Here is a 24,766-nt window from a genome sequence, read left to right as displayed (position 1 = left end):
GAAGCGCCCGGTGGCGCTTCGCTTACCGGGCCTACAACTGCAAACCCCTGGTAATTTATACAATATTACTGGTGATTATATCAGCGTCGTGAGGGATGCCAACCGTGAAATTTCCACGTGCGGCAGAAGACGGCTGTCGGTTGCGGTCATCAGCTCCGCATTTTCCGGCTTGATCCAGCAGGCCTGCATCCCGCAGCGAATAGCACCGGCCACGTCTGTGGTCAGGTCATCCCCCACGTGCAGAATGTTACCCAGCGGCAGGTTAAGCTTATCCGCCGCCAGATGGTACATATCATTAAACGGCTTCGCGCGCCCGTGCGGGCCCGCGCGCAGCACAAATTCAAAGTAATCGCTGAGGCCAAACAGCTCGGGCTGGGCATTGCCGTTGGTGATGGCCACCAGCGGCCACTTTTCGGCAAGCTTCGCCAGCGTGTCGTGGGTCTCCTGCGGCACGTCGATACGGCTGCGCCATTTGGCAAAGTTTTCCATGGCCGCTTCGGCACCGATGGCCGCGTCCTGCGCGCTCAGGCCAGCATTGAGCATCGCCTGCTCGACCGCACGACGACGCCATTCGGTCACGTCGTGGTAAATGTCCGGCTCGGTTTCCCGCAGGGACTGACGGAGCTTCTGAAAGTCCTTGTTCTGTATCGCTTTCAGCGCGGGGTGGTAGTTCTGCACAAACGCCAGCGACTCCTGCTCGGTACGCAGGATCACCTCGCGGTTGTCATAAAGGGTGTCATCAAGGTCAAACGTCAGAGCTGAGATCTGACCGAGTGGGCGGTAAAAACGCATTATTTCCCCCGTTTGGCGCGTGGATGCGCCGCGTCATACACCGAGGCAAGGTGTTGGAAGTCTAAGTGGGTATAAATTTGTGTGGTCGACAGGTTCGCGTGGCCAAGCAGTTCCTGCACGCCGCGCAGATCGCCGCTCGACTCAAGCATGTGTGTCGCAAAGGAGTGGCGCAGCTTGTGCGGGTGAACGTGGCTGTTCAGCCCCTGCTTAATGCCCCACTCCGCAAAGCGCTTCTGGACGTTACGCGCCGAGATCCGTTTGCCGAGCTTCGACAGGAACAGCGCATCCTCTTCGCTGCCAAACAGCCCGCGCAGGTCAAGCCAGTGCTCAATCCAGGAAACCGCATTGCGGCCAATCGGCAGGCGGCGCTCTTTGCTGCCCTTACCCATTACCCACACTTCACCGGACTCCAGATCGAGGTGTTTGATATCAAGATTAACCAGCTCGGACAGACGCAGCCCGGCACCGTACATCACCTCCAGCATCGCGCGGTCGCGCACGGCGAGCGGATCGTTAAGGTCGATATCCAGCAGGCGGTTTACGTCGTCGACGTCGATATTTTTAGGCAGATGGCGCGGCGCTTTCGGCGTGGCGATCCCCTTTGCCGGGTTGGCTTTTAAGCCCCCCTGGCTGACCAGCCAGTCGAAGAAACTGCGAAGCGCTGAGAGCCTGAGCGCCAGGCTCGCCGGGCTGAGATTTTTTTTACGGCTACGCACGACGAACCCGCGTACCGTCGCAGCGTCACATTGTTGCCAGCTTTTCAGGCCGATTTCGTCGGCGATCTGCATGATGGCATCAAGCTGACGCTGGTAGTTGAGCAGGGTAATGGGGCTAAGCTGACGCTCCACGCCCAAATAGCGCAGAAAGCGCGAGACGTCAGTGGCGAGCAGTCCGTCCATCATACGCGCTCAATCCAGCGCTCCAGCAGCTCGGGCAGCATCAGGGCGATCTCCTGCAGCAGGTGCGTGGCTTGCCCCTGCTCATAGTGATGCGCATCGCGGCTGGTAAATAACATGACACCCAGATCGCCATCGCGCCCCATCAGCGACATCGCCACCGAGCCAATCGCTTTGGCTTCCGGTAACACCACCAGCAGCTCAGGCCCGTTCAGCGGCCCCAGATAGTGGTGCTCATGGCCCAGACGCTGAATGCGCAGCGGTTCAAACGCCTGACGGCTGAGCGCCAGATGGGTGAACCCCGACGGTGCGCCAATGCGCCAGCGGTCAGGGAAAAGCCGAATCGTTGCGCCCGCCAGCCCCAGCTCGCGAGCCCAGCGGTGGAAGCGGCTGAGGAACTCGTCAAGACTGTGCGCGGACGCCAGACGCGCCTGCAGGTGTAGCAGACGATAGAACAGGCTTTCGTTGGTGCTGGCCTGCTCCATCAGCAGCGTCATATTCTCTTCAAGCTGATTGATGTGGTTGCGCGAGCGCGCCATGTGCCATTCGACCAGCGACACGGTTCCGCGAACCGGATGCGGCACGCGCATCTCTTCGACGACGCGTGCATTACGAATAAAAAACTCAGGATTGCGCAGCAGATAATCAACAACAGCTCTGTCGTCCAGTTCCGTCACTGTTTCCTGCAGTTCTTCCCCTGGTTGTTTCATAGATGGATAAACCCGTCATAGACATGTGCCGCCGGGCCAGTCATATACAGTGGATGACCCGGTCCTTTCCAGGCGATATCAAGCCGACCGCCCGGTAACTCCACGCGAACCTCTTCTGCCAGTAACCCCTGAGAGATGCCCACGGCCACCGCAGCACAGGCACCGCTTCCGCAGGCCTGCGTCTCGCCCGCGCCGCGCTCGTAAACCCGCAGGCGAATGTGCTCGCGCTTCACCACCTGCATAAAGCCGATGTTCGCGCGCTCCGGAAAACGTTCATGGCTTTCCAGCACCGGGCCGAGCGTTTCGACCGCGGCGGTTTCCACATCATCAACCTGAATCACGCAGTGTGGGTTACCCATTGAGACGACGCCGCACAATACTGTCTGCTCGGCCGCACGCATAATATAGGTCTTTTCCGCTTTGTTTGCGCGAAACGGCACGACGGAGGGCTCGAAGTTAGGCTCGCCCATGTTCACGCGCACCAGCTCATCATCGGTGACGCTGAGCACCATGCGGCCATTGGCCGTGCTGACGCGAATATCACGCTTGTTGGTCAGCCCTTTCAGGCGGACAAAGCGGGCAAAACAGCGCGCGCCGTTGCCGCACTGGTTAACTTCACTGCCGTCCGCGTTAAAAATACGGTAGTGGAAATCGAGGTCGGGATCGTACGGTGGCTCGACCACCAGCAGCTGATCGAACCCCACGCCCAGATGCCGATCCGCCAGGCGACGGATCAGTTCCGGGGAGAAAAACACATTCTGCGTTACCGCGTCGACGACCATAAAATCGTTGCCAAGGCCATGCATTTTAGAGAACTGCATCATTTGCTCCATTGCGCGGGTACAGAACGTTGTCGTCAGAGATTAACCTGAGTCGGGCCACCGTTGTCGCCACGATCGTTAGTATTTGGCGTGGTGGACTCAATGCCGCTTTGCACGGGTTTCGTCGGCGGCGGCGCGGTTTTATCCGCCGGTGGGAAGTACAGTGGTCCCTTCAGTCCGCAGCCAGTCAGGCTAAACAGCGTGATGAGAACGGCAAGCGTTCGGAAAGCGTTTTTCATTATAAAGTTGCCCGTAAGTTCAAATCTGTTTCTATCATCGCAGGAGAAGACACAAAAGCAAGAGTTTGCCGCTTTCCTGCAACGGGAATTATTTAGGGTTATACTGCCGGCATCACGAAAAACAGGAACAAAACCATGAACGACAGTGAATTCCATCGCCTTGCCGACAACCTGTGGATGACCATCGAAGAGCGTCTTGACGACTGGGATGGCGACAGCGATATCGATTGTGAAATCAACGGCGGCATTCTGACCCTGAGCTTCGAAAATGGCAGCAAAATTATTATTAACCGCCAGGAGCCGCTTCACCAGGTGTGGCTGGCCGCGAAACAGGGCGGCTATCATTTCGATCTGAAGGACGGGGAATGGGTTTGCGACCGTAGCGGCGTACCGTTCTGGGATCTGCTGGAACAGGCGGCGACCGCGCAGGCGGGTGAGGCTGTGAGTTTCAGGTAGTTTTGTTGCCGGGTGGCGCTGCGCTTACCCGGCCTACGGGTTCGAGCTGTTGTAGGCCCGGTAAGGCGTAGCCGCCACCGGGCGAGCGAAAAGGCTCAGGAGAAATACTGCTGCAACAGCGGCGCGGTGTCCTGATTGGCAGGCGCGGCAGGCGTTACGGCCTGGGTGCGGAACGGGATCACCTGCGTACGATCGTCGACGTTCACAATCTGGTAGAACTGCGGCAGGTTAAAGTTGATAAAGCTTGAGCCATAGGTGAAACGGTCGTGCGAAGAGGAGTAGAAGCGGCTGACGTCGCGCACCAGCTCCTCTTTACTGCCTTCACAGTGGTGATACACCTCGGCGCGGTTGGTTTCATCCAGAATGTAGATGTTGAACCCGGCATCGTCGCCCGACTCTTCAAAGAAGAACTGAATAATCCCTTCGCTGGCGAATCCGTCCACCACCTGCGGGAGCTTAACGTGGTTGGTTTCCACCTGCACCGACAGGCCATGCAGCTTGTTGTGTGAAATCGCGCCGTAGAACTCGATGGCGTTTTCCAGCTTCTGTACCGACACGTTCAGGCGTTCGAAGAACAGGCCCCAGGTCTGACCGGAGACGCGCAGCGCTTTAAAGCGCCCGGTTTCCTGGCGGGTGCTGGAGAGACGCAGTTCGATACACTCAGAAACCAGCTGCTGCACGCGGGTACGAATTAAACCGCGCAGGTGCTGGCTGTAGCAGAACACCTCAACGCTGTCCGGCGGTGCGGCATCCTGGTGCATCTTGCCGAGAATCGTTTTCAGCGCTTCGATCATCGCCTGCTCGCCGTTGAAATGCAGGGTACGCACTTCGTTCCACGAGTTGCGGTACAGCAGATCGACGCTGCCCACCAGGCAGTTTTGCTGCTCGCCAAAGCTGAAGACGTCCAGCTTGCGGAAGTCAAAATGAACCACCTGATTGCGGAAGGCCGCCGTCGGGTCGTATTCCAGGTTGACGATAATCGCCAGATGGCGAATTTCGCACGGGCTGTAGAGCGCTTTCGGCGTTGGGGCAGGCAGACGCAGCGGGAAGTGGTGCGAGACATCCGCGACCATCTCCTGCAGCTTAGCGAGATCAACCACCTCGTTGCCTTTGATAAACAGGCGCGTGCGCGAGGTCAGCAGGCCGTTAAACCAGGCCCAGGCCACCAGCTTGTTCAGGTAGCGGTTATACTCCAGCGGCTGATGGCTGATGATTGAGTCCATGCTTGGCGCACGGTTATACAGATACCACCCGGTGCGGTTTGCGCGGCCCGGCGGCACGTAGATAAAGGTCAGGTTCGGTTCTGACAGGTCTGGCGAAATCTGCGGGTTAACCAGGGTGACTTTACCCGGCAGCGCTTCAAACGCGGCGTACAGCTTGCGGGTCAAGACCCCGATATCCTGAGGGCTGGCGGAAACGCTGAGGTTGTTACGGCGCGCAAAGCGGATCAGGTTACGATAGCTTTGCATCATCGCATCGAGCAGTTCGTTGTGCGCTTCACGCACCTGATCAATTTTCCAGTTGGCCCGGTTGTCGAGCATGGACAGACGCGCTTCGTCCCATCCCCACTCTTTCACTAACTGACTGACCACTTCACGACGCCAGCCCACGCAGGCGCGCTCGCGGCTCAATTTCTCACAGACTTTGAGATAGAAACATCGACGCACCAGGTCAAGACGCGTGGTGTCATCAATGGCTTTCAGGTATTCGGTCACGCGCTCCAGCATCATGCAGTAAGCATCCAGCCCGAAGGAGACGATCTCCCCGTCGTGCAGACGCTGCTTGATATCTTTCGCCAGCAGGCGCGGCGTAGGGTATTCCCAGGAATAGGCTTCCAGCAGCAGCGTTTTCAGCACCGCTTTGTACGGTGAGTCGATACTCTTATAGAGCTGCCAGAGGCTTGCGCCAAAGTACTCTTCGGCTGACAGAGAGCTGAGGCCGCCGAGGTCCAGCCATTCGTTTGGCGTCAGTACACCCTGCGCGTAAAGCGACATGACGTAGTCATCGTAATGCTCTTCTTCTTCGCAAGGGACCATATTCCACAGAATACGCTTCCCGGCCAGACGCACGGCAGTACGGTAAAATTCATCCAGCAGTAAGATGTGCTGAGTCGAGCCGCAGTCCTCACCACCCAGACTGCCGCTTTCGTTATGGCGGAAACGGTTTTCATCAATCAGGAAGAAGCTTACTTCCACGCCGAGCGAGGCCGCCCAGCTCTCCAGCAGGCTGCACTTGCGTTGCAGCAGCTGACGCTCGTCGTTATCGAGCCAGGACTGATGGCAGACCCAGATGTCCAGGTCCGAAGAACAGCTTTGCCCTACCGATGAGGTGCTCCCCATAGAGTAAACGCCGGTAATCGGCAGTTCACCTTTTGGAGACTCCTGTGGCGGCATGCCGCGGTAGAGTTCGAGCTCGTTCAGGTAATGCTGTTGGGTTTCATCAGGCGTGAAAAGGCAAATGCCCTGGGGAACGTTACCGTCAAGGTAGCCAGGCATCAGCGGATGGTGATAGTGCAATAATGTCGGCAGCAGACTGTATACCTGCTGGAAAGCAGGGCCCATGGCAGCAAGCGCGCGATCCACACGCAGTTGATTAATGGCATCCAGTCTCTGTTTCAGAGTCTCAATATAGAGGTACAAGACGTATCGCCTGATGTTTCTGGGTGTCGCAAGCTATTCAAAACACGAATAATAGCGGACCCGCAGTATTTCAAAAAGATAACCGTTACCCTTTTTCGCCCTTATCATTTTTGGCGGTAGCGACGAAAAAATGGTCTAAAACGTGATCAATTTAACACCTTGCCGGTTGACCGTAAAGAAAGATGCGCTACATACAAGTGTAGCACCGTTCTGTACGTGTAAATTCCTGAATACGGCTATGGCTGACGAATACGCCGCCTTGTCCCTCTCACGCTTCATCAACCGTAAAACTGCCATCCCAGAGTCAACAATGTTAGGATGGTTAGCGATTGATAATGACGGTAACAAGCATGTTAGACAATGTTTTGAGAATTGCCACACGCCAAAGCCCCCTCGCGCTCTGGCAGGCACATTATGTGAAGCAGCGCCTTGAAGCCTGCCACAGTGGATTGCGCGTCGAGCTGGTGCCGATGGTCACGCGCGGTGACGTGATCCTCGATACGCCCCTGGCGAAAGTGGGCGGCAAAGGCCTGTTTGTCAAAGAACTGGAACTGGCATTGCTTGAGAACCGCGCCGATATCGCCGTACATTCAATGAAAGACGTGCCCGTCGAGTTCCCGGAAGGGCTGGGGCTGGTGACCATCTGCGAGCGCGAAGATCCGCGCGATGCGTTTGTCTCTAACCACTATGACTCGCTCGACGCGCTGCCGGAGGGTAGCGTGGTTGGCACGTCCAGTTTACGCCGTCAGTGTCAGCTGGCAGAGCGCCGTCCTGACCTGATCATTCGCTCGCTGCGCGGTAACGTCGGCACGCGTCTGGGCAAGCTGGATAACGGCGATTACGATGCCATTATCCTCGCCGTTGCCGGCCTCAAGCGTCTGGGGCTGGAGTCGCGCATTCGCGTGGCCTTGCCGCCAGAGCTGTCGCTTCCGGCCGTGGGCCAGGGTGCCGTCGGCATCGAGTGCCGTCTGGACGATGCGCGTACCCGCGAACTGCTCGCACCGCTGAACCATGACGAGACCGCTATCCGCGTAAAAGCCGAGCGTGCGATGAATACCCGCCTCGAAGGAGGATGTCAGGTACCGATTGGCAGCTATGCTGAATTAACAGAAGGTGAGCTGTGGCTGCGCGCGCTGGTGGGCGCTCCGGACGGTTCCCAGATGGTACGCGGCGAACGTCGCGGTAAAGCGCAAGATGCCGAGCAGCTTGGCGTGTCGCTGGCGGAAGAGCTGCTGGATAACGGCGCCCGCGAGATTCTGGCTGACGTTTATAATGGAGAGCCCCCTGCATGAGTATTCTTGTCACCCGCCCTTCTCCCGCAGGAGAGCAGTTAGTGAGCCGTCTGCGCACACTGGGGCAGGTGGCCTGGAGTTTTCCGCTCATTGAATTCTCCCCCGGTCGGGAGCTCTCTGCGCTCGCCGACCAGATGAATACCCTTCAGGAAGGCGACCTGCTGTTTGCGCTGTCGCAACATGCCGTGGAATTTGCCCACGCGCAGCTGCAACAGCAGGGTTTAGCCTGGCCACTTGCCCCCCGCTATTTCGCGATTGGCCGCACAACGGCACTGGCGCTGCATACCGTAAGCAGCGCGGACGTTCGTTACCCGTTAGATCGGGAAATCAGCGAAGTCTTGCTACAATTACCTGAATTACAAACTATTGCCGGAAAGCGTGCGCTCATTTTGCGCGGCAACGGTGGTCGCGAGCTGCTGGGCGAAACGCTGCGTGAACGCGGTGCAGACGTAACGTTCGTTGAGTGCTATCAGCGCTGTGCAAAACACTACGATGGCGCGGAAGAGGCGATGCGCTGGCACGCGCGCGGCATTAATACGCTGGTGGTCACCAGCGGTGAAATGTTACAACAGCTTTGGTCGCTGATACCGCTCTGGTATCGCGAAAACTGGTTACTCCGCTGTCGGCTTCTGGTCGTCAGTGAGCGTCTGGCGAACCAGGCCCGGGAACTGGGCTGGCAGGATATTCGGATCGCTGATAACGCCGACAACGATGCGCTGCTGCGCGCATTACAATAACTCTCAAATGGGAAGCCATAATGACGGAACACGACAAATCCTCCGCCGTGGTTGAAGAGACCAGGGAGACTGTGGAGACGACGCCACAGCCAGAGACGACTGAGAAAACCGCTGAGAAGAAAAACGGCAGCAACAAAACGAGCCTCGCGCTGAGCGCGATTGCCATCGCCATTGCGCTGGCAGCAGGGGTTGGCCTGTACGGTCTGGTGAAGCAACAGGGTGCAAATCAGACGTCCACCAGCGATGCGCTGGTGAATCAGCTCACTGCCCTGCAAAAAGCGCAGGAGACGCAGAAAACCGAGCTGGAAACGGTGATTAAGCAGCAGGCCGCCGCGCTTGCCGAGGCGAACAGCAAACAGGAAGAGCTGGCTAAACAGCTGGGCGACGTGCAGCAGAAAGTCGCCACGATTTCCGGTACCGATGCCAAAACCTGGCTGCTCTCGCAGGCTGACTTCCTGGTGAAGCTCGCCGGACGTAAGCTCTGGAGCGATCAGGACGTCACCACTGCCGCCGCGCTGCTGAAAAGCGCCGATGCGAGCCTGGCAGACATGAACGACCCGAGCCTTATCACCGCGCGACGCGCGATCACCGAGGACATCGCCAGCCTCTCCGCCGTCTCGCAGGTGGATTACGACGGCATTATCCTCAAGGTGAACCAGCTGTCGAATCAGATTGATAACCTGCAGCTGGCGGATAACAACGACGACGATTCCCCGATGGATTCCGACGGTACCGAGCTTTCCAGCTCCCTGAGCGAATGGCGCATAAACCTGCAGAAAAGCTGGCAGAACTTTATGGACAGCTTCATCACTATCCGCCGTCGCGACGAAACCGCCGTGCCGCTGCTGGCGCCGAACCAGGATATCTATCTGCGCGAGAACATTCGTTCCCGCCTGCTGGTGGCGGCTCAGGCCGTGCCGCGTCATCAGGAAGAGACATACAAACAGGCGCTGGATAACGTCTCGACGTGGGTACGCGCCTACTACAACACCGATGATGCGACGACCACCGCCTTCCTCGAAGACATTGATAAGCTGAGCCAGCAGAACATCACCATGAACGTGCCGGATAAGCTGGCCAGCCAGCCGATTCTGGAGAAACTGATGCAGACGCGCGTACGTAACCTGCTGGCGCAGCCGGGCGTACCGGCAGAGCCGACGGACGGAGCGGCACCTGCCCCGGCTCCGGCGCCTGAAAGCGCACCGCAAGGAGAGTAATGATGCTAAAAGTTCTCTTACTCTTCATCCTGCTGATCGCCGGGATCGTGCTGGGACCTATGCTTGCGGGTCATCAGGGTTACGTCCTGATCCAGACGGATAACTACAACATTGAAACCAGCGTAACCGGCCTGACGATCATTCTGATCCTCGGCGTGGTGGTGCTGTTTGCGATCGAGTGGATCCTGCGCCGTATTTTCCGCACCGGTGCCCACACGCGCGGCTGGTTCGTTGGCCGTAAACGCCGCCGCGCCCGCAAGCAGACCGAACAGGCGCTGCTTAAGCTTGCCGAGGGTGACTATCAGCAGGTTGAAAAGCTGATGTCGAAAAACGCCGACCATGCCGAACAGCCGGTGGTGAATTATCTGCTCGCTGCCGAAGCGGCGCAGCAGCGCGGTGACGAAGCCCGCGCCAATCAGCATCTGGAGCGGGCGGCAGAGCTGGCCCACGGCGACCCGATTCCTGTAGAAATCACGCGCGTTCGCCTGCAGCTGGCGCGCAATGAAAATCACGCGGCGCGTCACGGTATCGATCGCCTGCTGGAAGTTGCGCCACGTCATCCGGAAGTGCTGCGTCTTGCCGAGCAGGCGTATATTCGTACCGGCGCCTGGGGCTCGCTGCTGGACATCATTCCGTCGATGGCGAAGGCCGAGGTGGGCGACGATGAACATCGTGATGAGCTTCAGCGTCTGGCATGGATTGGCCTGATGGATCAGGCGCGCGCCGACCTGGGCAGCGACGGTCTGAAAACGTGGTGGAAGAATCAGAGCCGTAAGACGCGCCAGCAGGTTCCTCTGCAGGTCGCCATGGCGGAACATCTTATTGAATGTGACGATCATGACACGGCTCAGGAGATCCTCCTCGATGGCCTGAAGCGCCAGTATGACGATCGTCTGGTGATGGTGATCCCGCGTCTGAAAACCAATAATCCTGAGCAAATCGAAAAAGTGCTGCGTCAGCAGATTAAAACCGTCGGTGACCGACCGCTGCTGTGGAGCACGCTCGGTCAGTCGCTGATGAAGCACGGAGAATGGCAGGAGGCGAGCCTCGCCTTCCGCGCGGCGCTGAAGCAGCGTCCGGACGCGTTTGACTACGCGTGGCTTGCCGATACGCTGGACAAGCAGCACAAGCCGGAAGAGGCAGCCGCCATGCGGCGTGACGGATTGCTGCTAACGCTGCAAAATAACGGTACGCAGCAGTAAATAAAAAGGAGGCCAGAGGGTCTCCTTTTTTTATCGCCTTTCTCCTGCTACATTCTTTACACCCACATCCGCAAACGAATCCGCCAATGTAACGATGTCTTTTCATTAACCTTTTTTCACACACGCGCACATTTTGCAGCGTGGACTAAATCGTTTTTGAAAGGAAATCTCAATGAACTCGCTTTTGTATGCGCTTATCCAGGCGCTGCGCTGCCACCGCTGGCTGCGCCTGCTTGCCTGTGCTTTTATCTTTTCTTCACTGGGGAATGGCTTAACCCAGGTCGTGGTCTTCGGTTTGCTGCTGGCGTGGTCAGCCCCGCCCGCTCTGCTTACTCTCGCTTTTCTTTTCGCTACGGTACCAGGGTTCATCGGCAGTATCTTCGGCGAAAAGCTGTGCTCGCGCTTTTCGCCGATATCCCTGCTGATACTGACCGAGGGGCTGGGCCTGCTCGCCCTGCTCTTTCCCCTGCTTGGTGTGGGTTACCACAGCGTTGCCGCATTGCTCGCCGTGCAATCCACCGAAGCCCTGCTCAGCGGGATGAGCTGGCCCGCGCTGACTTTGCTCTTTAAGCGCGGACTTAGCGAAGCGGAGCTGCCCGCTGCAACCTGTCTGGAAAATGTGATTTTTGCTTCTCAGGTGTTGTTAGGGACCGGCCTGGGCGTGGTGCTGTTTCAGAAGACGTCCGTGTTTACCCTGCTGGCCATTGATGCCGCCAGCTTTCTCGGGTCAGTGGTACTGCTATGGCTGGCTGGGCGCCGGTTTTCTCCGGCACCACATCCCACCGCTATGGAAAGGGGAGTTTCTGCAACATTACGCTGGCAGGCGTTGACCGTTCGGCAGAAACGCAGCCTGCTCATCCTGCCGGCGCTGGCCGCCGTCGGCTCACCGGCGATGGCGCTGCTTCCGGCACTGGCCCAGCAGCTCCGTCCTCAGGATGCGGCGGGCCTTGCTTTGCCTCTGCTTTTCGCGAGGAGTCTGGGGCAGCTTTGTGGCCCCCTGCTGCTAAAAAAAGAGAGCCTGACGCGCTTTGCGGCCCACACGCCGCGAATAATCGTTTGCCTGAGCATCTTTCTGGCCGCTTATGGCATGCTGCCTTTTTTGTCCGGGTGGACGATATGCGCGCTGGGGATGATCTTTATCGCGCATCTGGCCTCGAATGTTCTCTTCGCAGCGGGCACGTTTGGGGTACTCAGTAGTTTTCCTCTCACGCAAACCGCTTCGGCCAGCGGTAAAGCCTGGCGCTGGCAAACGCTCAGCGCCTCTCTTTTCACCGGCATTGCAGCGGCGGTAGCTTCAGGGTTTGGCTCCGTACAGGCGCTCTATGCTGTCTCGGCATCGGCCCTGCTGATGGTTGCCCTGATCATGCGCCTGTATCGGGAATAAGGCATAAAAAAACGCCTGCTATAAAAGCAGGCGTTAAAACAGGTCTGTAAGACAACATATTTGGTGCTTCACTCAACGTTGTGTCCATGGTGTCTGATGAGGCCGAAGCGACATCTGTCAGTGGACGATAAGCACCGTAAATGGCTCTGCGTCATTCCTGAGTTTATGAGGCACTAAGGCGAACATAAGAGATGGAATGAGCATCTACACGCATATTATTGCACGTAACGTGCCAACATGACACCCAGAACTTTTACATGACGCAACATTTTAAGATAAAAGGAAATTATGCTGCCTGGCACCGTCTTAGGCTCTACAACGTATCGGGAAAAGGCGGGAATATGTCGCCAGGAGGAGACAGCAAAACCCATAAATAGTTATTTATTTAATTTTCAATGAGTTGCATGTCGCTGAATTGCGACAAAGAAAAAGGGCGCTGTCGGGGCATGACTACAGGAATGAGAGCTCGCAGAAAACAAAAAACCCCGCCGAAGCGGGGTTCAAAATTGGTCGGCGAGAGAGGATTCGAACCTCCGACCCACTGGTCCCAAACCAGTTGCGCTACCAAGCTGCGCTACTCGCCGATGTACTGCTTTTTGAATTTTTAGTTCAATTCATTTAAAAAGTCGTGGTGCGAGGGGGGGGACTCGAACCCCCACATCCAAAGGACACTAACACCTGAAGCTAGCGCGTCTACCAATTCCGCCACCTTCGCAATTCACAACTCTTTCAAATAATGGGGTGGCTAATGGGATTCGAACCCACGACAACTGGAATCACAATCCAGGGCTCTACCAACTGAGCTATAGCCACCACTGTATTCTTTCACGCGGTACTGACTACTTCTCAGACCACCGCAGCTCTAGCGCCGGGACTAAAATGGCGCGCCCGACAGGATTCGAACCTGAGACCTCTGCCTCCGGAGGGCAGCGCTCTATCCAGCTGAGCTACGGGCGCTTAGCGCCGTTGCGGGGCTGGATATTACGTACCTCCGTCCCCGCTGTCTAGTGCTTTTTTGAAAAAAATGCGCGTTTGGTTATGGTTTGCACATTTTGCCGCTTATTCCTCCACTTTCTGCGTGGTGCCGCGGCGACCCAGGCCAAAAAGCTTATATGCAGCCGTTACAGCCGCCAGGAAGATCATCCCGACAAACAGCGACATGCGGGTATCTTCATTAAAGTACATGCCGATTAATACGCAAATCAGGAACGCCATCGTCAAATAGTTCGCATAGGGGAACAGAATTGAGCGGAACGGATGGCTTTCAATCGCTTTTTTATGCGCATGACGGAAACGCAGCTGGCTGATGAGGATAACAAACCACGGCACCATGCCCGGCAGTACGCTGGCGCTGTAGACGTAAACGAACACGCGCTGCGGGTTAGGAATGATGTAATTCAGGCAAGAGCCAATCAGCAGGATTACAATGGAGACCGCCACACCCGCCACCGGTACGCCGGCACGTGAAACTTTACTCATCGCCGCAGGCAGCTGGTTATTCTTCGAAAGCGCATAGAGCATACGCCCGCAGCTGTACATCCCGCTGTTACAGCCTGACAGCGCTGCCGTCAGGACCACAAAGTTGATGATACCCGCCGCCGCCGTGATACCAATTTTGGCGAAGGTTAATACAAACGGGCTACCCGTCGTGCCAATTTCGTTCCACGGGAAGATGGTCACGATGACGAAGATCGCGCCCACATAGAAAATCAGGATACGCCACAGCACTTTGCCCACCGCGCTACGCAGCGTGACCTGCGGGTTTTTCGCTTCACCGGCGGTAATACCGATCAGCTCCACGCCCTGATACGAGGCCACAACGATACACAGCGCCGTCAGGAAGCCCTTCCAGCCGCCGGCGAAGAAGCCGCCGTTTTCGGTCAGGTTGCCAAAGCCGATAGCGTGTCCACCGTTGCCAAAGCCGAAGAAAATCACGCCCAGGCCGACGACAATCATCACGATAATCGTGGTGACTTTGATCATTGCGAACCAGAACTCAATTTCACCGTAAAGGCGCACGGCGGCCAGGTTTGCCAGCGCCACCAGCCCCACGGCAATGAGCGCGGGTATCCACTGGACCATGTCCGGGAACCAGAACTGGACGTAGACCCCTATCGCGGTGATCTCTGAGATGCCCACCGCCATCCACATAAACCAGTATGACCAGGCCGTCAGGTAGCCGAAGAAGGGGCTCATATAGCGATGCGCGTAAACGGCGAACGAGCCGGTTACCGGCTCCAGGAAGAGCATTTCGCCCATGGAACGCATAATGAAGAAAACAAACAGCCCGGCGATAATATACGCCAGTAATACGGAAGGGCCTGCCCATTTGAGCGTGCTTGCGGAGCCCATAAACAGGCCCACGCCGATAGTGCCGCCCAGCGCTATCAGTTCAATATGACGAGCTTCCAGCCCACGCTGTAGCTCCGGTTGTTTCTCTGCCATAGATCCTCGATTGTGTTTGCTGTTTCCCGGCTTAATACCGGGTATTGTTTTTTAGGGGTACTAAAATACGGAGCGAATGGTTTCCTAAAATCTGCCAAATGGCAAACGATGCATTAAAAAAATGAATGCATTGCACAGATTATCAGCAGTTTTGCAGGCGAGTTGCAGCGCGAATAGCATATCGCGCTACATTTTGATTACATTTTCCCGGTGTAATGCCAGGCGAGGTAGCGAAGCAGACGGATCTGTCGTTTAATGCGCGTCGGTTGCGATAGCAGGCGGTACAGCCACTCCAGCCCCAGATTTTGCCAGACCTTTGGCGCACGCTTAACGTGGCCGGTAAAGACGTCGTACGTGCCGCCGACGCCCATGTAGAGGGCATCAGGACAGACCAGACGGCAGTCGCGCATCAGGATCTCCTGGCGCGGGGAGCCCATCGCCACGGTGACAATTTTCGCCCCGCTGTCACGAACGCGCTCAAACAGAGCCTGCCGATCTTCCGGTTTGAAGTAACCATCCTGGCTGCCGACAATATTAACAATCCATTGACGACGCAGTTTCTCCTCCGTCTGGGCCAGTATCTCCGGCTTTCCGCCAATCAGGAACACGGGCGTACCCTGCGCACCTGCGCGGGCCATAAGCTGCTCCCAGAGATCGGCCCCCGCCACGCGGGATACATTAGCGTCAGGATACTTTTTACGGATAGAGCGGACCACGCTGATCCCGTCCGCGTATTTAAATTCAGCCGCTTCAATCAGGCTTTTGACTTCCGCATTATCCTCAACCGCCAGCATTTTTTCCGCGTTGATGGCCACCAGCGTACCGGATTTCATCTGGCCGTCGGCGAACAGAAAGTCCAGCGCGTGCTGCATGTCGCGCCAGCCAATAAGCTGCAGGCCACGTAGCGCGTAGCGCGGTGCAGAAATTTTATCAGTCATTACTATCCTTACTCAGACTTGCGACAGCGTTGTGCTGCCCTGCCGTTCGCGCTTGTGCACAAGACCTGCGCTGTCAAACAGCCAGTACAACAGTTTGGCCAGCAACAGGCAGAGGCCGAAAACGACCATGAAGAACACCACGCGCGAAACGAACGAGTCCAGCCCTTCGCGCGCCAGAACGATCATATTGAAAATGGCACCAAAGCAGAAACTGTGCAAAATGGCGGCTTTATAGCGGTTGGTCTCTTCGTTGCCGCGCAGGTAAAGCCAGTCGAACCACTTGATAATCAGCCCCACGGCAACCGCCCCGGGCAGAATGAACCACGCCCCCCCCATCACCACCAGGGAACCAATCAGCGTTGGCGAGATTGCCAGACCGGAATGGTTGTTCAGCACTTCCCAGGTAAAGTAATTCGCCGTGTTAAGCACCACGCCGGGCCGGTCCGGCCATAGCCAGGAAGGGATAAAGACGTAGAAGTCTCGAACAATCGGCGCCAGCCCCTGGAAATCAATCTTGTCGTAGTTTTGCAGCAGCAATGCCAGGTTTTCCCACGGCGAGAACGTATCGCGCGTCAGGTAGAGGAACGTGTAAAACGCCTCATCGCCCGCCACGTTCATCCCGTAGCGCTTCAGCGCCAGCCAGAACATCCCGACAATGCCAAACACGCCTGCTGCAACCAGCATCCACAGCGAGATCCAGCCGCGGATGATGCCGATAAACAGGAAGATGGCGAAGGCGATGATGATGTTCGCGCGCGTGCCGCCAACAATCATGTAGGTCAGAATGCCAAACGCGACGGTGCTGACCAGAAAGAACAGCCACGCTTTGCTGTCCTGACGCAGGAAAAAGACCACCAGCATCGCCGGGATGAAGAAATAGAAGAAACGCTTAAGCGCCACGCCCGAGACTTCGGCCGAAAAAATCTGGCTGTAGGAGTGGAGCTTAAACAGCAGAAAGCCGTTATGCATGAAGAAGATACCGACGCTGACCAGGGCGATGGTCATCAGCATCACCCACGTCAGGTGGGTTTCCACCCGATTCATGGTAAAAAGCGGCCGACGCGGGACTGCAGCCTGCGCTGAACGCAGACGCGTTTTATAGGTGACGTAGTAGACGGCATAGAAGCAGGTCGCCGCCAGAAGCGCCTGGAGCAGGATTTCCGGCGGTGCGACGCTCACGTCAAAACGGAAGACCAGAATGCTGGTCAGCGGGAAGCCGAAAAAGAAGGTCAGCAGAAACAGTAACGAGAAGAATACGTTAAAGTTGAACCGCACCCGGCGGAATTCAAACCAGGTAAGCGTGGCGATAAACAGGGCGCTCAGAAGCCAGACAACCAGTAAGCCGCTGAATTGCAACTGACTCATGCTTTGTCTCCTGAAGCGATACGCAGCGCGCGATGCCACGGCGTGAGGTAATTCGGGCTGAAAAAATCGATGCTATTTTTATCCACCAGCGTGAGCTGGCGTTGGGCTTCCCGTACCACCTCGACATTCAGCGTGTCTGAGGTAAACAGCACCGGAATATGCTGCTCGGCCATGTCCTGCCAGAACGGGTTGTCGCGGTTGAGCACGCACGGTACACCCGCCTGAATCAGCAGACACAGCGTGCCGATTCCCTGCTGTCGGGCGAAGATGAAATAGCCAAGATCGCATTTTCTCAGCAGCGCAAGATACTCATCAAATTCCAGCCTATCGCTGAGGATGTGCAAATTTTCTGCGCTAAACAGCGCAAGTCCCTGCTGGCGAACCTCAGCAATATAGGCGTCGTTGTTGGCGGGATAGCCCATCGGCACCACCACGTTCACCGTGTCGCCGAACTGCTGATGCACCGCCCTGAGCGCTGCGACGTGTTCGTTACTGCGATCGCCGGAATTCCCCACCAGGATCGTTAGCTTGCCTTCACGCACCGCGTCATTCGCCATGGCGTTCAGCGCCGGATCCATGCGGGTTGGGAAATAGAGCAGTTCTCCGCGCACGTTCGGGTGCTGTTTAGCAAAATAGTTGAGATCGCCACGGGTGGCAAACACACAGCCCACGCGCCCCTGCGCCATGCGGCGCAGTGGATAGAAAAGACGGAATTTCCAGCCGCGGGAGACTTCGTAGAGATCGGCTCCCCAGATATGCCAGCTGCACTGGGAGGGTTTAATCCCCCCGCTGAGCAGTGCCAGCCACAGGCCGGTATTGAACTGCCCGTGGAAAAAGAAACGTTGCTTACGATCCGCCTTGGCTCTGGCAACGACCGCCTTCGCCAGCGCGGCCTTATCCGGCCAGAAGCGAATCGTCAGCGCCGGAAACGCCTCGCTCAGGCCCTTATCCTGACCTGCAACCATAAACTCACGCGCATCAGGATTACCCGATGCGAGCTCGTCGTTGAAGAACCGCAAAACGGTCTGGTTATGGTGTGGGATATCCGATCCCAGGATGTGAATCAGTGCAGTCATGCGCGTTTACGCCACAATAAAAATACGCCGCAACAGGCGGCGAAATAAACGATATAGGTTGCCATGTAGGCCTGAGCCGCCCCCAGCGCACCGTGCGCGGGTATCAGCCAGTGTGAAAATGCTGTCAGTAACGCAAACTGGCTAATTTCCGCCAGGATATACATCCGCAGGGACGCTTTTGCAATCACCAGATAGCCAAAAACGTAAGCACCCACTTTCAGCACATCACCCACCAGCTGCCAGGCAAAGAGATCGCGCATGGCGGTGAACTTCGCCGAGAACAGCAGCCAGATGGCGACATCGCGCAGTAACCAGACGGTAAAGCTGGCCGCCGCGACGGCTGGCAGCACAAAGCGCAGCGATCGGAAAATCTCACGGGTAATATCCTGTCTGGACGTCAGACGCGATAAGGTTGGCAGCAGGTAAACGCTAAAGGAAGCCGTAATAAACTGGAGATAGGCGTCGGAAATACTGCTTACGCCCTGCCAGATCCCCACTTCATCCCAGCTATAATGCGCCGCCAGCAAATTTCGCATCATCACGTAGGCTACCGGCAGCGTAACGGAGGTGATGAGCGCCATCAGGGTAAATTTACCCAGCTGGCTGGCAAGCATCGTGTCCCATTGCGGTTTCAGGAAGCTCAGAGGGATGACGCCCCGACGCATCAGCATAAATGCCGCAGGCACAACAACCAGTGCCGGGACCAGGGCCAGCCCCAGCAGTGCGCCCTCATAGCCGCCCAGGCGATAGCAAAAGTAATAGGCAATCACGCCGATGACGCTGCCCAGGATTAAGGCAAGCGCGTTCCCGGCGGCATCACGAAAACCTTTCATCAGCGCCAGCAGCAGGTTAGCCCAGGCAATACCCATCTGAACCAACGCGACCAGACGCACCAGCCCCTGATAATGGGTATGACCGAACAATCCCTGGCTGATGGGCGCCGCCGCCAGCAGAAAGACAATCGCCATCAGGGTCGAAAAACCCGTGACCATCGCCGAAGAGGTACCCACCACTCTGCGCAGCTGAGCCGCATCATCATGATACTGCGCAACGTATTTGGTGACGCCGTTGAAGATACCGGCACCGGCCAGCACGCCAAGGACGGTAACGAGCTGGCGGAAATTACCTGCCAGCCCGACACCAGAGGGGCCAAATGAGACGGCCAACAGCTTGACGACCAGCAGCCCGGCGCCAATTTTTACAAGCGTGGACGCGGCGGTCCACACCGATGCTTTTGCCAGAGACATATCAGCCGAAATAACTCAGAAGGGTATTAATTACCGTACGCTGGTTAACAGGCGCGAGGTTGTAGAACAGTGGCAGGCGAAGCAAACGCTCACTTTCTTTGGTGGTGTAACGATCTTCACCCGCGAACGTGCCAAACGCTTCGCCGGCCGGGCTGGAGTGCAGCGGGATGTAGTGGAACACCGCCATAATTTCGGCCTCTTTCAGCCAGGCGATGAGCTCGCTGCGGTCGTCGTTATCGCGCAGCTTGATGTAGAACATATGCGCGTTGTGGACGCAATCTGCCGGGATGGTCGGCAGCTCAATACGCCCGGCTTTGGCCAGAGGCTCAAGCGCATCGTAATACGTTTGCCACAGGGAAAGACGCTGAAGGTTGATACGTTCCGCCGCTTCCAGCTGCGCCCACAGATACGCCGCCTGCAGATCCGCCATCAGATAGCTGGAGCCGATATCGCGCCAGGTGTATTTATCTACCTGTCCCCGGAAGAACTGGCTGCGGTTGGTGCCTTTTTCGCGGATCACTTCCGCACGCTCCACGAGAGCCCGGTCGTTAATCAGCGTCGCGCCACCTTCTCCACCCGCCGTGTAGTTTTTGGTTTCGTGGAAGCTAAAGCAGCCAATGTGGCCGATCGTGCCCAGCGCGCGTCCCTTGTAGGTGGACATCACGCCCTGCGCGGCATCTTCCACCACGAACAGATTATGTTTTTTGGCGATGGCCATGATGGTGTCCATTTCACAGGCCACGCCCGCGTAGTGAACCGGCACGATCGCGCGCGTTTTGTCGGTGATCGCCGCTTCAATCAGCGTCTCATCAATGTTCATGGTATCCGGACGGATATCCACAAAGACGATTTTCGCTCCGCGTAGGACAAAGGCGTTCGCGGTGGAAACGAAGGTATAGCTCGGCATAATCACTTCATCACCGGGCTGGATATCCAGCAACAGTGCCGCCATTTCCAGCGATGCCGTACAGGATGGGGTCAGCAGCACTTTGGCGCTGCGAAAACGCTGTTCCATCCACTGCTGACAGCGACGGGTAAAACCGCCGTCACCACAGAGTTTGCCGCTGCCCATGGCAGACTGCATATAGTCGAGTTCAGTTCCGACAACGGGTGGTGCGTTAAATGGAATCATCTTGTCACCTGTATAACCAGTAGGCGGTGGCGTCGATGTTGGCACCACTCGCAATATAACGTTTAAGCGCGGCGGTGTTGCCCAGTTGGGTCGCGACCCGCAGCGTCACAAGCTGTTGCTGTTGCGCCCAGTGCAGCGCCGCCTGCATGAGTTTCTCACCCATGCCGCGCCCGGCTAATAAGCCGATACGCGCCTCGCGCTCGTTGAGCTTACGCAGCGAGACGAACCCCTGGATTTGACCGTCCCCTGCACGAAAAACCAGGCAGACGTGGTCAAAGGTGCCTTTGACCGCATTTTCTATCCACTGGGCATAGAAACGTCCGCTATCGTCAGGTGCATACCAGGGCGCACGAAAGCGGCTCTGAGCAAATGCCTGGGCCGCCATCTGACGCAGCGCGGGGATGTCCTGCTCTGTTGCAATTTCCGCGCCGGACGCATCGTGCCGGGTAAGGGTAATGGAAAGGTCTACCTCACCTTCAACCAGCTGAAAGCCGTGTTGCTGCAGCGCATCAAGCAGATCGGCACGCTCCGTCGGGATCTTAGCCTGCACCCGTTGCCAGGCGATAAAATCCGGTTCAGCCAGCACCGGCGCGTCATCGCGCAGACGCACGATGGCCGACGGCAGGCCGAAAAAGGCACTCTCCCACTGCAGGGACTCGAGCACCCCATTCAGGCTGTTCAACGCCAGACACCTTTGGTATCCACAATATACTGCTGACGAACGGCATCGCCGGACGTCGCTTTAAACTCTTTATGATCTACCAGCAGCACCAGCACGTCCGCCGTCGCCAGCGCGTCGTCCAGCGCCGTCAGCGTGCAGTGCCCCGCCAGTTTTGCCGGTAATTCATGGATATTCGGCTCAACCACCAGCGTTTCACCCTTGTGCCATTCGGCAATCATCTCGGCAATTTCCATCGCCGGGCTTTCACGCAGATCGTCAATATTGGGTTTGAATGCCAGACCAAAGCAGGCAATTTTCAGCTCGCTGGCGCGCTTGCCGCTCTCTGCCAGACAATCCGCTACCGTCGCTTTAACCTGATTGAGCACCCAGTGAGGCTTGCTGTCGTTCACTTCACGCGCGGTGCGAATCAGACGCGCCTGCGCCGGATTTTGCGCCACGATAAACCACGGGTCGACGGCGATACAGTGTCCGCCCACGCCCGGACCTGGCTGGAGAATGTTCACGCGCGGATGGCGATTCGCCAGACTAATCAGCTCCCAGACGTTAATCCCCTGATCGGCACAGATCAGCGACAGTTCGTTCGCAAAGGCGATATTGACGTCGCGGAAGCTGTTCTCCGTCAGCTTGCACATCTCGGCGGTGCGGGAGTTGGTCACCACGCATTCACCTTCCAGGAAAATCTTGTACAGCGCGCTGGCACGTTCGGAACAGACGGGCGTCATACCGCCAATGACGCGGTCGTTTTTAATCAGTTCGACCATCACCTGACCCGGTAACACGCGCTCCGGACAGTAAGCGATGTTGATATCCGCCTGTTCACCCGCCTGCTGCGGGAAGCTTAAATCAGGGCGCGCGTCGGCCAGCCACTGTGCCATCTGCTCGGTAGCGCCGACCGGAGATGTTGATTCCAGGATCACCAGCGCCCCTTTCTTCAGCACAGGCGCGATGGATTTTGCCGCCGCCTCGACGAACGCCATGTCGGGCTCGTGGTCGCCTTTAAATGGAGTGGGGACGGCAATCAGGTAGGCATCCGCTTCAACTGGCGTCGTGCTGGCACGCAGGAAGCCCCCCTCCACCGCCTCTTTCACCACGCGGTCAAGATCGGGCTCCACAATATGAATCTCGCCACGGTTAATGGTTTCTACCGCCCGTGCGTTGATATCCACACCGACAACCTGTTTCTGACGAGAGGCAAACGCGGCCGCAGTAGGCAAGCCAATGTAGCCAAGACCAATGACCGAGATGGTAGTAAAACTCATAGCGATACCCGATTGTGTTTAAGTGCTTGCAAAATACGGCCACAAGCCTGCCCGTCTCCGTACGGATTATGGGCCCGGCTCATCGCCTGATACGCTTCATCGTCATGCAGCAGGCGCGTGACCTCTTCGACGATGAGCTGCGCGTTGGTGCCGACCAGCCGCACCGTACCGGCTTTGACGGCTTCCGGACGTTCGGTCGTTTCACGCATCACCAGCACCGGTTTGCCGAGGGATGGCGCTTCTTCCTGAATTCCGCCGGAATCGGTGAGGATCAGCCAGGCGTGGTTCATCAGCCAGACAAACGGCATGTAGTCCTGAGGTTCAATCAGAAGGACATTTTCGACATGGCCCAGGATCCGGTTAACCGGCTCGCTGACGTTAGGGTTAAGGTGTACTGGATAGACAATTTGCACATCATCGTTCTGCGCGGCGATTTCAGCCAGCGCGTGACAGATTTGCTCGAAACCCCGGCCAAAGCTTTCGCGACGGTGGCCAGTAACCAGAATGGTTTTTTTACCGTTGTGAAGGAACGGATAGCGGGCAGCGAGCTCTTTCTGAAGCTCGCTATTTGCCAGGACGCGGTCACGTACCCAAATTAACGCGTCAATGACCGTATTGCCGGTCACAAAGATTTTGTTATCGGCGATATTTTCACGCAGCAGGTTCTGACGGGAGTTTTCCGTTGGCGCAAAGTGGTACATCGCCAGATGACCCGTTAACGTGCGGTTGGCCTCCTCCGGCCACGGCGAATAAAGATTGCCGGTACGCAGACCCGCCTCAACATGCCCCACGGGAATTCGCTGGTAAAACGCGGCCAGGCTTGTCGCCACGGTTGTGGTGGTGTCACCGTGAACCAGCACCACGTCAGGCTTGAATGACTCCAGGATCGGCTTTAGCTCTTGCAGAATGCGACAGGTTATTTCCGTTAATCCTTGCCCCGGTTTCATAATATTAAGGTCGTAATCCGGGACGATGGAGAAGAGCGTTAAAACCTGATCGAGCATCTCACGGTGTTGGGCAGTGACGCACACTTTCGCTTCAATATCAGGATCGCAGGCCAGCGCATGAACCAGAGGTGCCATCTTAATGGCCTCCGGCCTGGTGCCAAATACGGTTAGTACTTTCACATCGATTCTCTTCGATTAGGCGATGAAGGCCGCAGCCTTCATCGTAGACGGCGTTCTTAGTTTTTGCGACGACGCGTTAACGCCACGCCAGCGCCCGTCAGTGCGCCTACAATCCCCCACATAATCATCAGGAATGCACGACGCGGACTATCGCGTTTTACAGGTTCTTCAGGCGTTCGCAAATAACGATAGGTCTGAAAACGCGGGTCCAGAGATGGACCGACATTAAGCGTATTGAGCATCGCGCGATTTTGATCGTAATCGAGGTCAAAATCAGGACCGACGGCCTGGAGGTTTTCCAGACGCGCCTGCAACATAGGGCGACCAAGGAGGAACATCTCTGAATCAGGCAGCTCATCGGCCGGCACGTCAGTCTCAGTACGGGAAATATTGCGCTGTTCTGCAATTTTCAGCGCCTGCTCAATGTTATGCACACGGCGACCGAAAATGGTATTCGCCACCTCTTCCTGACGTTTCACCTGGGCTTTCATCTGGATGGTACGAGCCGCCCAGGCACCTTTAAGCTCTTCGTTAAGATGGCTTGCGGCACGCTGGCTGGCAAACGCGACGTACTGACGCAACAGGTTGTTGGCATCCGGCGCGGTTTCTGCAATCAGCTTGACGCTGTCATTCACGTTACGCAGCGCGTCGCCCGGCATAAACTGAATATTGTTAATCAGATCGTCCAGCAGGGCGGCGTCGGCTTTTGTATTATCAACCCGGCGCTGCTTGTAGTAATCCGTCTGGGACCAGAAATCGCGGCGGGTATCCCACGAAGCCAGCTGCATCACAAACTCTTTATAGGCTTCATCCATAACGGAAGCCTGGTCTGGCGTTGCAAGACTGGCTTTGATGTCCAGGTTACGCAGGAATTGCTGCTGGGAATAGTATCCCCCGAGCATGTTAACCGTTGGCTTGTCTGTGATTGCCGTGGCGCTCCACTCTTGTTTTGCAAAGAACGTATAGGCCAGCGCTAACAGTGCAAACCCCAGCGCGATCCCCGCAATCCAAAGTTTGCCTGCCCATAACACGCGAAACAAACCCCGAATATCCAGTTCATTCTCAGTTACCACTGATTTCGCTCCCGCCAACGGTTGAGTCATCATAGTC

Annotated in this window: 22 protein-coding genes and 4 tRNA genes; 6 read left to right on the top strand and 20 right to left on the bottom strand. The window is 56.8% G+C overall.

From position 1 onward, the window contains the following. Nucleotides 1-75: 75 nt before the first annotated feature. Genes yigB through IM317_RS06125 form a run of 5 tightly spaced genes read right to left on the bottom strand, consistent with a single transcriptional unit; the run spans nt 76 to nt 3,458 of the window. Nucleotides 76-792, bottom strand: a complete 717-nt coding sequence (yigB, locus tag IM317_RS06145) for a 5-amino-6-(5-phospho-D-ribitylamino)uracil phosphatase YigB (protein WP_033146900.1) — start codon at nt 790-792, stop codon at nt 76-78. Then, nucleotides 792-1,694, bottom strand: a complete 903-nt coding sequence (xerC, locus tag IM317_RS06140; protein WP_033146901.1) for a tyrosine recombinase XerC — start codon at nt 1,692-1,694, stop codon at nt 792-794. Before xerC ends, yigB begins: the two co-directional genes overlap by 1 nt. Continuing rightward, on the bottom strand, nt 1,691-2,398 hold the full coding sequence (locus IM317_RS06135) for a DUF484 domain-containing protein (RefSeq protein WP_023309626.1): 708 nt from the start codon (nt 2,396-2,398) through the stop codon (nt 1,691-1,693). The genes xerC and IM317_RS06135 overlap by 4 nt, the downstream gene beginning before the upstream one ends. After that, entirely contained in the window at nt 2,395-3,219 is an 825-nt protein-coding gene (gene dapF, locus IM317_RS06130; RefSeq protein WP_008501545.1) for a diaminopimelate epimerase, read from the bottom strand. Before dapF ends, IM317_RS06135 begins: the two co-directional genes overlap by 4 nt. A 35-nt stretch (nt 3,220-3,254) precedes the next feature. After that, nucleotides 3,255-3,458 (bottom strand): lipoprotein, encoded by a 204-nt coding sequence (locus tag IM317_RS06125; RefSeq protein ID WP_014885650.1) that lies wholly within the window; start codon nt 3,456-3,458, stop codon nt 3,255-3,257. Between the two features lie 135 nt (nt 3,459-3,593). Here IM317_RS06125 and cyaY point away from each other — a divergent pair, with 135 nt between their 5' ends. Then, nucleotides 3,594-3,914 carry an iron donor protein CyaY gene (gene cyaY, locus IM317_RS06120; RefSeq protein WP_023333807.1) on the top strand — a complete coding sequence of 107 codons (321 nt, stop codon included), beginning with the start codon at nt 3,594-3,596 and terminating at the stop codon, nt 3,912-3,914. A 95-nt stretch (nt 3,915-4,009) separates the two neighbouring features. Here cyaY and cyaA read toward each other — a convergent pair whose 3' ends face one another. Then, nucleotides 4,010-6,553: a class I adenylate cyclase gene (cyaA, locus tag IM317_RS06115; protein WP_033146902.1), complete on the bottom strand. Its 2,544-nt coding sequence runs from the start codon at nt 6,551-6,553 to the stop codon at nt 4,010-4,012. A 350-nt stretch (nt 6,554-6,903) separates the two neighbouring features. On the opposite strand from cyaA, the gene hemC reads away from it, so the two are divergent. From hemC to IM317_RS06090, 5 genes are all read left to right on the top strand, one after another. Then, nucleotides 6,904-7,845 carry a hydroxymethylbilane synthase gene (gene hemC / locus IM317_RS06110; RefSeq protein ID WP_033146903.1) on the top strand — a complete coding sequence of 314 codons (942 nt, stop codon included), beginning with the start codon at nt 6,904-6,906 and terminating at the stop codon, nt 7,843-7,845. Then, entirely contained in the window at nt 7,842-8,582 is a 741-nt protein-coding gene (hemD, locus tag IM317_RS06105) for a uroporphyrinogen-III synthase (RefSeq protein WP_033146904.1), read from the top strand. Before hemC ends, hemD begins: the two co-directional genes overlap by 4 nt. 20 nt (nt 8,583-8,602) lie before the next feature. Continuing rightward, nucleotides 8,603-9,799 carry a uroporphyrinogen-III C-methyltransferase gene (hemX, locus tag IM317_RS06100; protein WP_033146905.1) on the top strand — a complete coding sequence of 399 codons (1,197 nt, stop codon included), beginning with the start codon at nt 8,603-8,605 and terminating at the stop codon, nt 9,797-9,799. Nucleotides 9,800-9,801: 2 nt separating this feature from the next. After that, nucleotides 9,802-11,001, top strand: coding sequence for a protoheme IX biogenesis protein HemY (gene hemY / locus IM317_RS06095; RefSeq protein ID WP_008501551.1), 1,200 nt, complete (start codon nt 9,802-9,804; stop codon nt 10,999-11,001). A gap of 172 nt (nt 11,002-11,173) precedes the next feature. Further along, a complete protein-coding gene (locus tag IM317_RS06090) occupies nt 11,174-12,385 on the top strand; it encodes an MFS transporter (protein WP_033146906.1) in 1,212 nt (403 codons plus the stop codon). A gap of 507 nt (nt 12,386-12,892) precedes the next feature. Here the strand turns inward: IM317_RS06090 and IM317_RS06085 are convergent. The 14 genes from IM317_RS06085 to wzzE all read right to left on the bottom strand — a co-directional run bounded on the left by IM317_RS06085 (nt 12,893) and on the right by wzzE (nt 24,759). Further along, a tRNA-Pro gene (locus tag IM317_RS06085) sits at nt 12,893-12,969 on the bottom strand. Nucleotides 12,970-13,014: 45 nt separating this feature from the next. After that, a tRNA-Leu gene (locus IM317_RS06080) sits at nt 13,015-13,100 on the bottom strand. Nucleotides 13,101-13,122: 22 nt separating this feature from the next. After that, a tRNA-His gene (locus IM317_RS06075) sits at nt 13,123-13,198 on the bottom strand. Between the two features lie 67 nt (nt 13,199-13,265). Then, a tRNA-Arg gene (locus IM317_RS06070) sits at nt 13,266-13,342 on the bottom strand. Nucleotides 13,343-13,444: 102 nt separating this feature from the next. Beyond that, the gene (locus tag IM317_RS06065) at nt 13,445-14,830 is read right to left on the bottom strand and encodes an amino acid permease (RefSeq protein WP_023309635.1); all 1,386 of its coding nucleotides are present in this window, start codon (nt 14,828-14,830) and stop codon (nt 13,445-13,447) included. A 197-nt stretch (nt 14,831-15,027) separates the two neighbouring features. After that, nucleotides 15,028-15,768 carry a lipopolysaccharide N-acetylmannosaminouronosyltransferase gene (wecG, locus tag IM317_RS06060; protein WP_033146907.1) on the bottom strand — a complete coding sequence of 247 codons (741 nt, stop codon included), beginning with the start codon at nt 15,766-15,768 and terminating at the stop codon, nt 15,028-15,030. 12 nt (nt 15,769-15,780) lie between these two features. Further along, on the bottom strand, nt 15,781-17,133 hold the full coding sequence (gene wzyE, locus IM317_RS06055) for an ECA oligosaccharide polymerase (RefSeq protein WP_033146908.1): 1,353 nt from the start codon (nt 17,131-17,133) through the stop codon (nt 15,781-15,783). After that, complete coding sequence (locus tag IM317_RS06050; RefSeq protein WP_033146909.1) at nt 17,130-18,209, bottom strand: TDP-N-acetylfucosamine:lipid II N-acetylfucosaminyltransferase; 1,080 nt, start codon at nt 18,207-18,209, stop codon at nt 17,130-17,132. The genes wzyE and IM317_RS06050 overlap by 4 nt, the downstream gene beginning before the upstream one ends. After that, complete coding sequence (gene wzxE / locus IM317_RS06045; protein ID WP_033146910.1) at nt 18,206-19,456, bottom strand: lipid III flippase WzxE; 1,251 nt, start codon at nt 19,454-19,456, stop codon at nt 18,206-18,208. Before wzxE ends, IM317_RS06050 begins: the two co-directional genes overlap by 4 nt. 1 nt (nt 19,457) lies before the next feature. Beyond that, nucleotides 19,458-20,588 carry a dTDP-4-amino-4,6-dideoxygalactose transaminase gene (rffA, locus tag IM317_RS06040; protein WP_023309640.1) on the bottom strand — a complete coding sequence of 377 codons (1,131 nt, stop codon included), beginning with the start codon at nt 20,586-20,588 and terminating at the stop codon, nt 19,458-19,460. A 4-nt stretch (nt 20,589-20,592) separates the two neighbouring features. Further along, nucleotides 20,593-21,270 (bottom strand): dTDP-4-amino-4,6-dideoxy-D-galactose acyltransferase, encoded by a 678-nt coding sequence (rffC, locus tag IM317_RS06035; RefSeq protein WP_033146911.1) that lies wholly within the window; start codon nt 21,268-21,270, stop codon nt 20,593-20,595. Beyond that, entirely contained in the window at nt 21,267-22,529 is a 1,263-nt protein-coding gene (gene wecC, locus IM317_RS06030) for a UDP-N-acetyl-D-mannosamine dehydrogenase (RefSeq protein WP_033146912.1), read from the bottom strand. The genes rffC and wecC overlap by 4 nt, the downstream gene beginning before the upstream one ends. Beyond that, the gene (gene wecB, locus IM317_RS06025; protein WP_033146913.1) at nt 22,526-23,656 is read right to left on the bottom strand and encodes a non-hydrolyzing UDP-N-acetylglucosamine 2-epimerase; all 1,131 of its coding nucleotides are present in this window, start codon (nt 23,654-23,656) and stop codon (nt 22,526-22,528) included. The genes wecC and wecB overlap by 4 nt, the downstream gene beginning before the upstream one ends. Nucleotides 23,657-23,712: 56 nt before the next feature. Next, entirely contained in the window at nt 23,713-24,759 is a 1,047-nt protein-coding gene (wzzE, locus tag IM317_RS06020) for an ECA polysaccharide chain length modulation protein (protein WP_033146914.1), read from the bottom strand. Nucleotides 24,760-24,766 lie beyond the last annotated feature (7 nt).

Origin of the sequence: Enterobacter cloacae complex sp. S3 (assembly GCF_014930495.1) — a bacterium.
Classification (GTDB): Bacteria; Pseudomonadota; Gammaproteobacteria; order Enterobacterales; family Enterobacteriaceae; genus Enterobacter; species Enterobacter asburiae_B.
Note: the sequence above shows the minus strand (reverse complement) of the source record. Positions and strands in the feature narration are given on the sequence as shown.

Coding starts and splice junctions, on each gene's coding strand:
- wecG (WP_033146907.1), bottom strand. CDS start 15,768: ATGACTGATAAAATTTCTGCACCGCGCTACGCGCTACGTGGCCTGCAG.
- IM317_RS06050 (WP_033146909.1), bottom strand. CDS start 18,209: ATGACTGCACTGATTCACATCCTGGGATCGGATATCCCACACCATAAC.
- xerC (WP_033146901.1), bottom strand. CDS start 1,694: ATGATGGACGGACTGCTCGCCACTGACGTCTCGCGCTTTCTGCGCTAT.
- IM317_RS06090 (WP_033146906.1), top strand. CDS start 11,174: ATGAACTCGCTTTTGTATGCGCTTATCCAGGCGCTGCGCTGCCACCGC.
- hemD (WP_033146904.1), top strand. CDS start 7,842: ATGAGTATTCTTGTCACCCGCCCTTCTCCCGCAGGAGAGCAGTTAGTG.
- wzzE (WP_033146914.1), bottom strand. CDS start 24,759: ATGACTCAACCGTTGGCGGGAGCGAAATCAGTGGTAACTGAGAATGAA.
- IM317_RS06135 (WP_023309626.1), bottom strand. CDS start 2,398: ATGAAACAACCAGGGGAAGAACTGCAGGAAACAGTGACGGAACTGGAC.
- cyaY (WP_023333807.1), top strand. CDS start 3,594: ATGAACGACAGTGAATTCCATCGCCTTGCCGACAACCTGTGGATGACC.
- hemX (WP_033146905.1), top strand. CDS start 8,603: ATGACGGAACACGACAAATCCTCCGCCGTGGTTGAAGAGACCAGGGAG.
- wzxE (WP_033146910.1), bottom strand. CDS start 19,456: ATGTCTCTGGCAAAAGCATCGGTGTGGACCGCCGCGTCCACGCTTGTA.
- hemY (WP_008501551.1), top strand. CDS start 9,802: ATGCTAAAAGTTCTCTTACTCTTCATCCTGCTGATCGCCGGGATCGTG.
- IM317_RS06125 (WP_014885650.1), bottom strand. CDS start 3,458: ATGAAAAACGCTTTCCGAACGCTTGCCGTTCTCATCACGCTGTTTAGC.
- wzyE (WP_033146908.1), bottom strand. CDS start 17,133: ATGAGTCAGTTGCAATTCAGCGGCTTACTGGTTGTCTGGCTTCTGAGC.
- dapF (WP_008501545.1), bottom strand. CDS start 3,219: ATGCAGTTCTCTAAAATGCATGGCCTTGGCAACGATTTTATGGTCGTC.
- yigB (WP_033146900.1), bottom strand. CDS start 792: ATGCGTTTTTACCGCCCACTCGGTCAGATCTCAGCTCTGACGTTTGAC.
- hemC (WP_033146903.1), top strand. CDS start 6,904: ATGTTAGACAATGTTTTGAGAATTGCCACACGCCAAAGCCCCCTCGCG.
- wecC (WP_033146912.1), bottom strand. CDS start 22,529: ATGAGTTTTACTACCATCTCGGTCATTGGTCTTGGCTACATTGGCTTG.
- rffA (WP_023309640.1), bottom strand. CDS start 20,588: ATGATTCCATTTAACGCACCACCCGTTGTCGGAACTGAACTCGACTAT.
- IM317_RS06065 (WP_023309635.1), bottom strand. CDS start 14,830: ATGGCAGAGAAACAACCGGAGCTACAGCGTGGGCTGGAAGCTCGTCAT.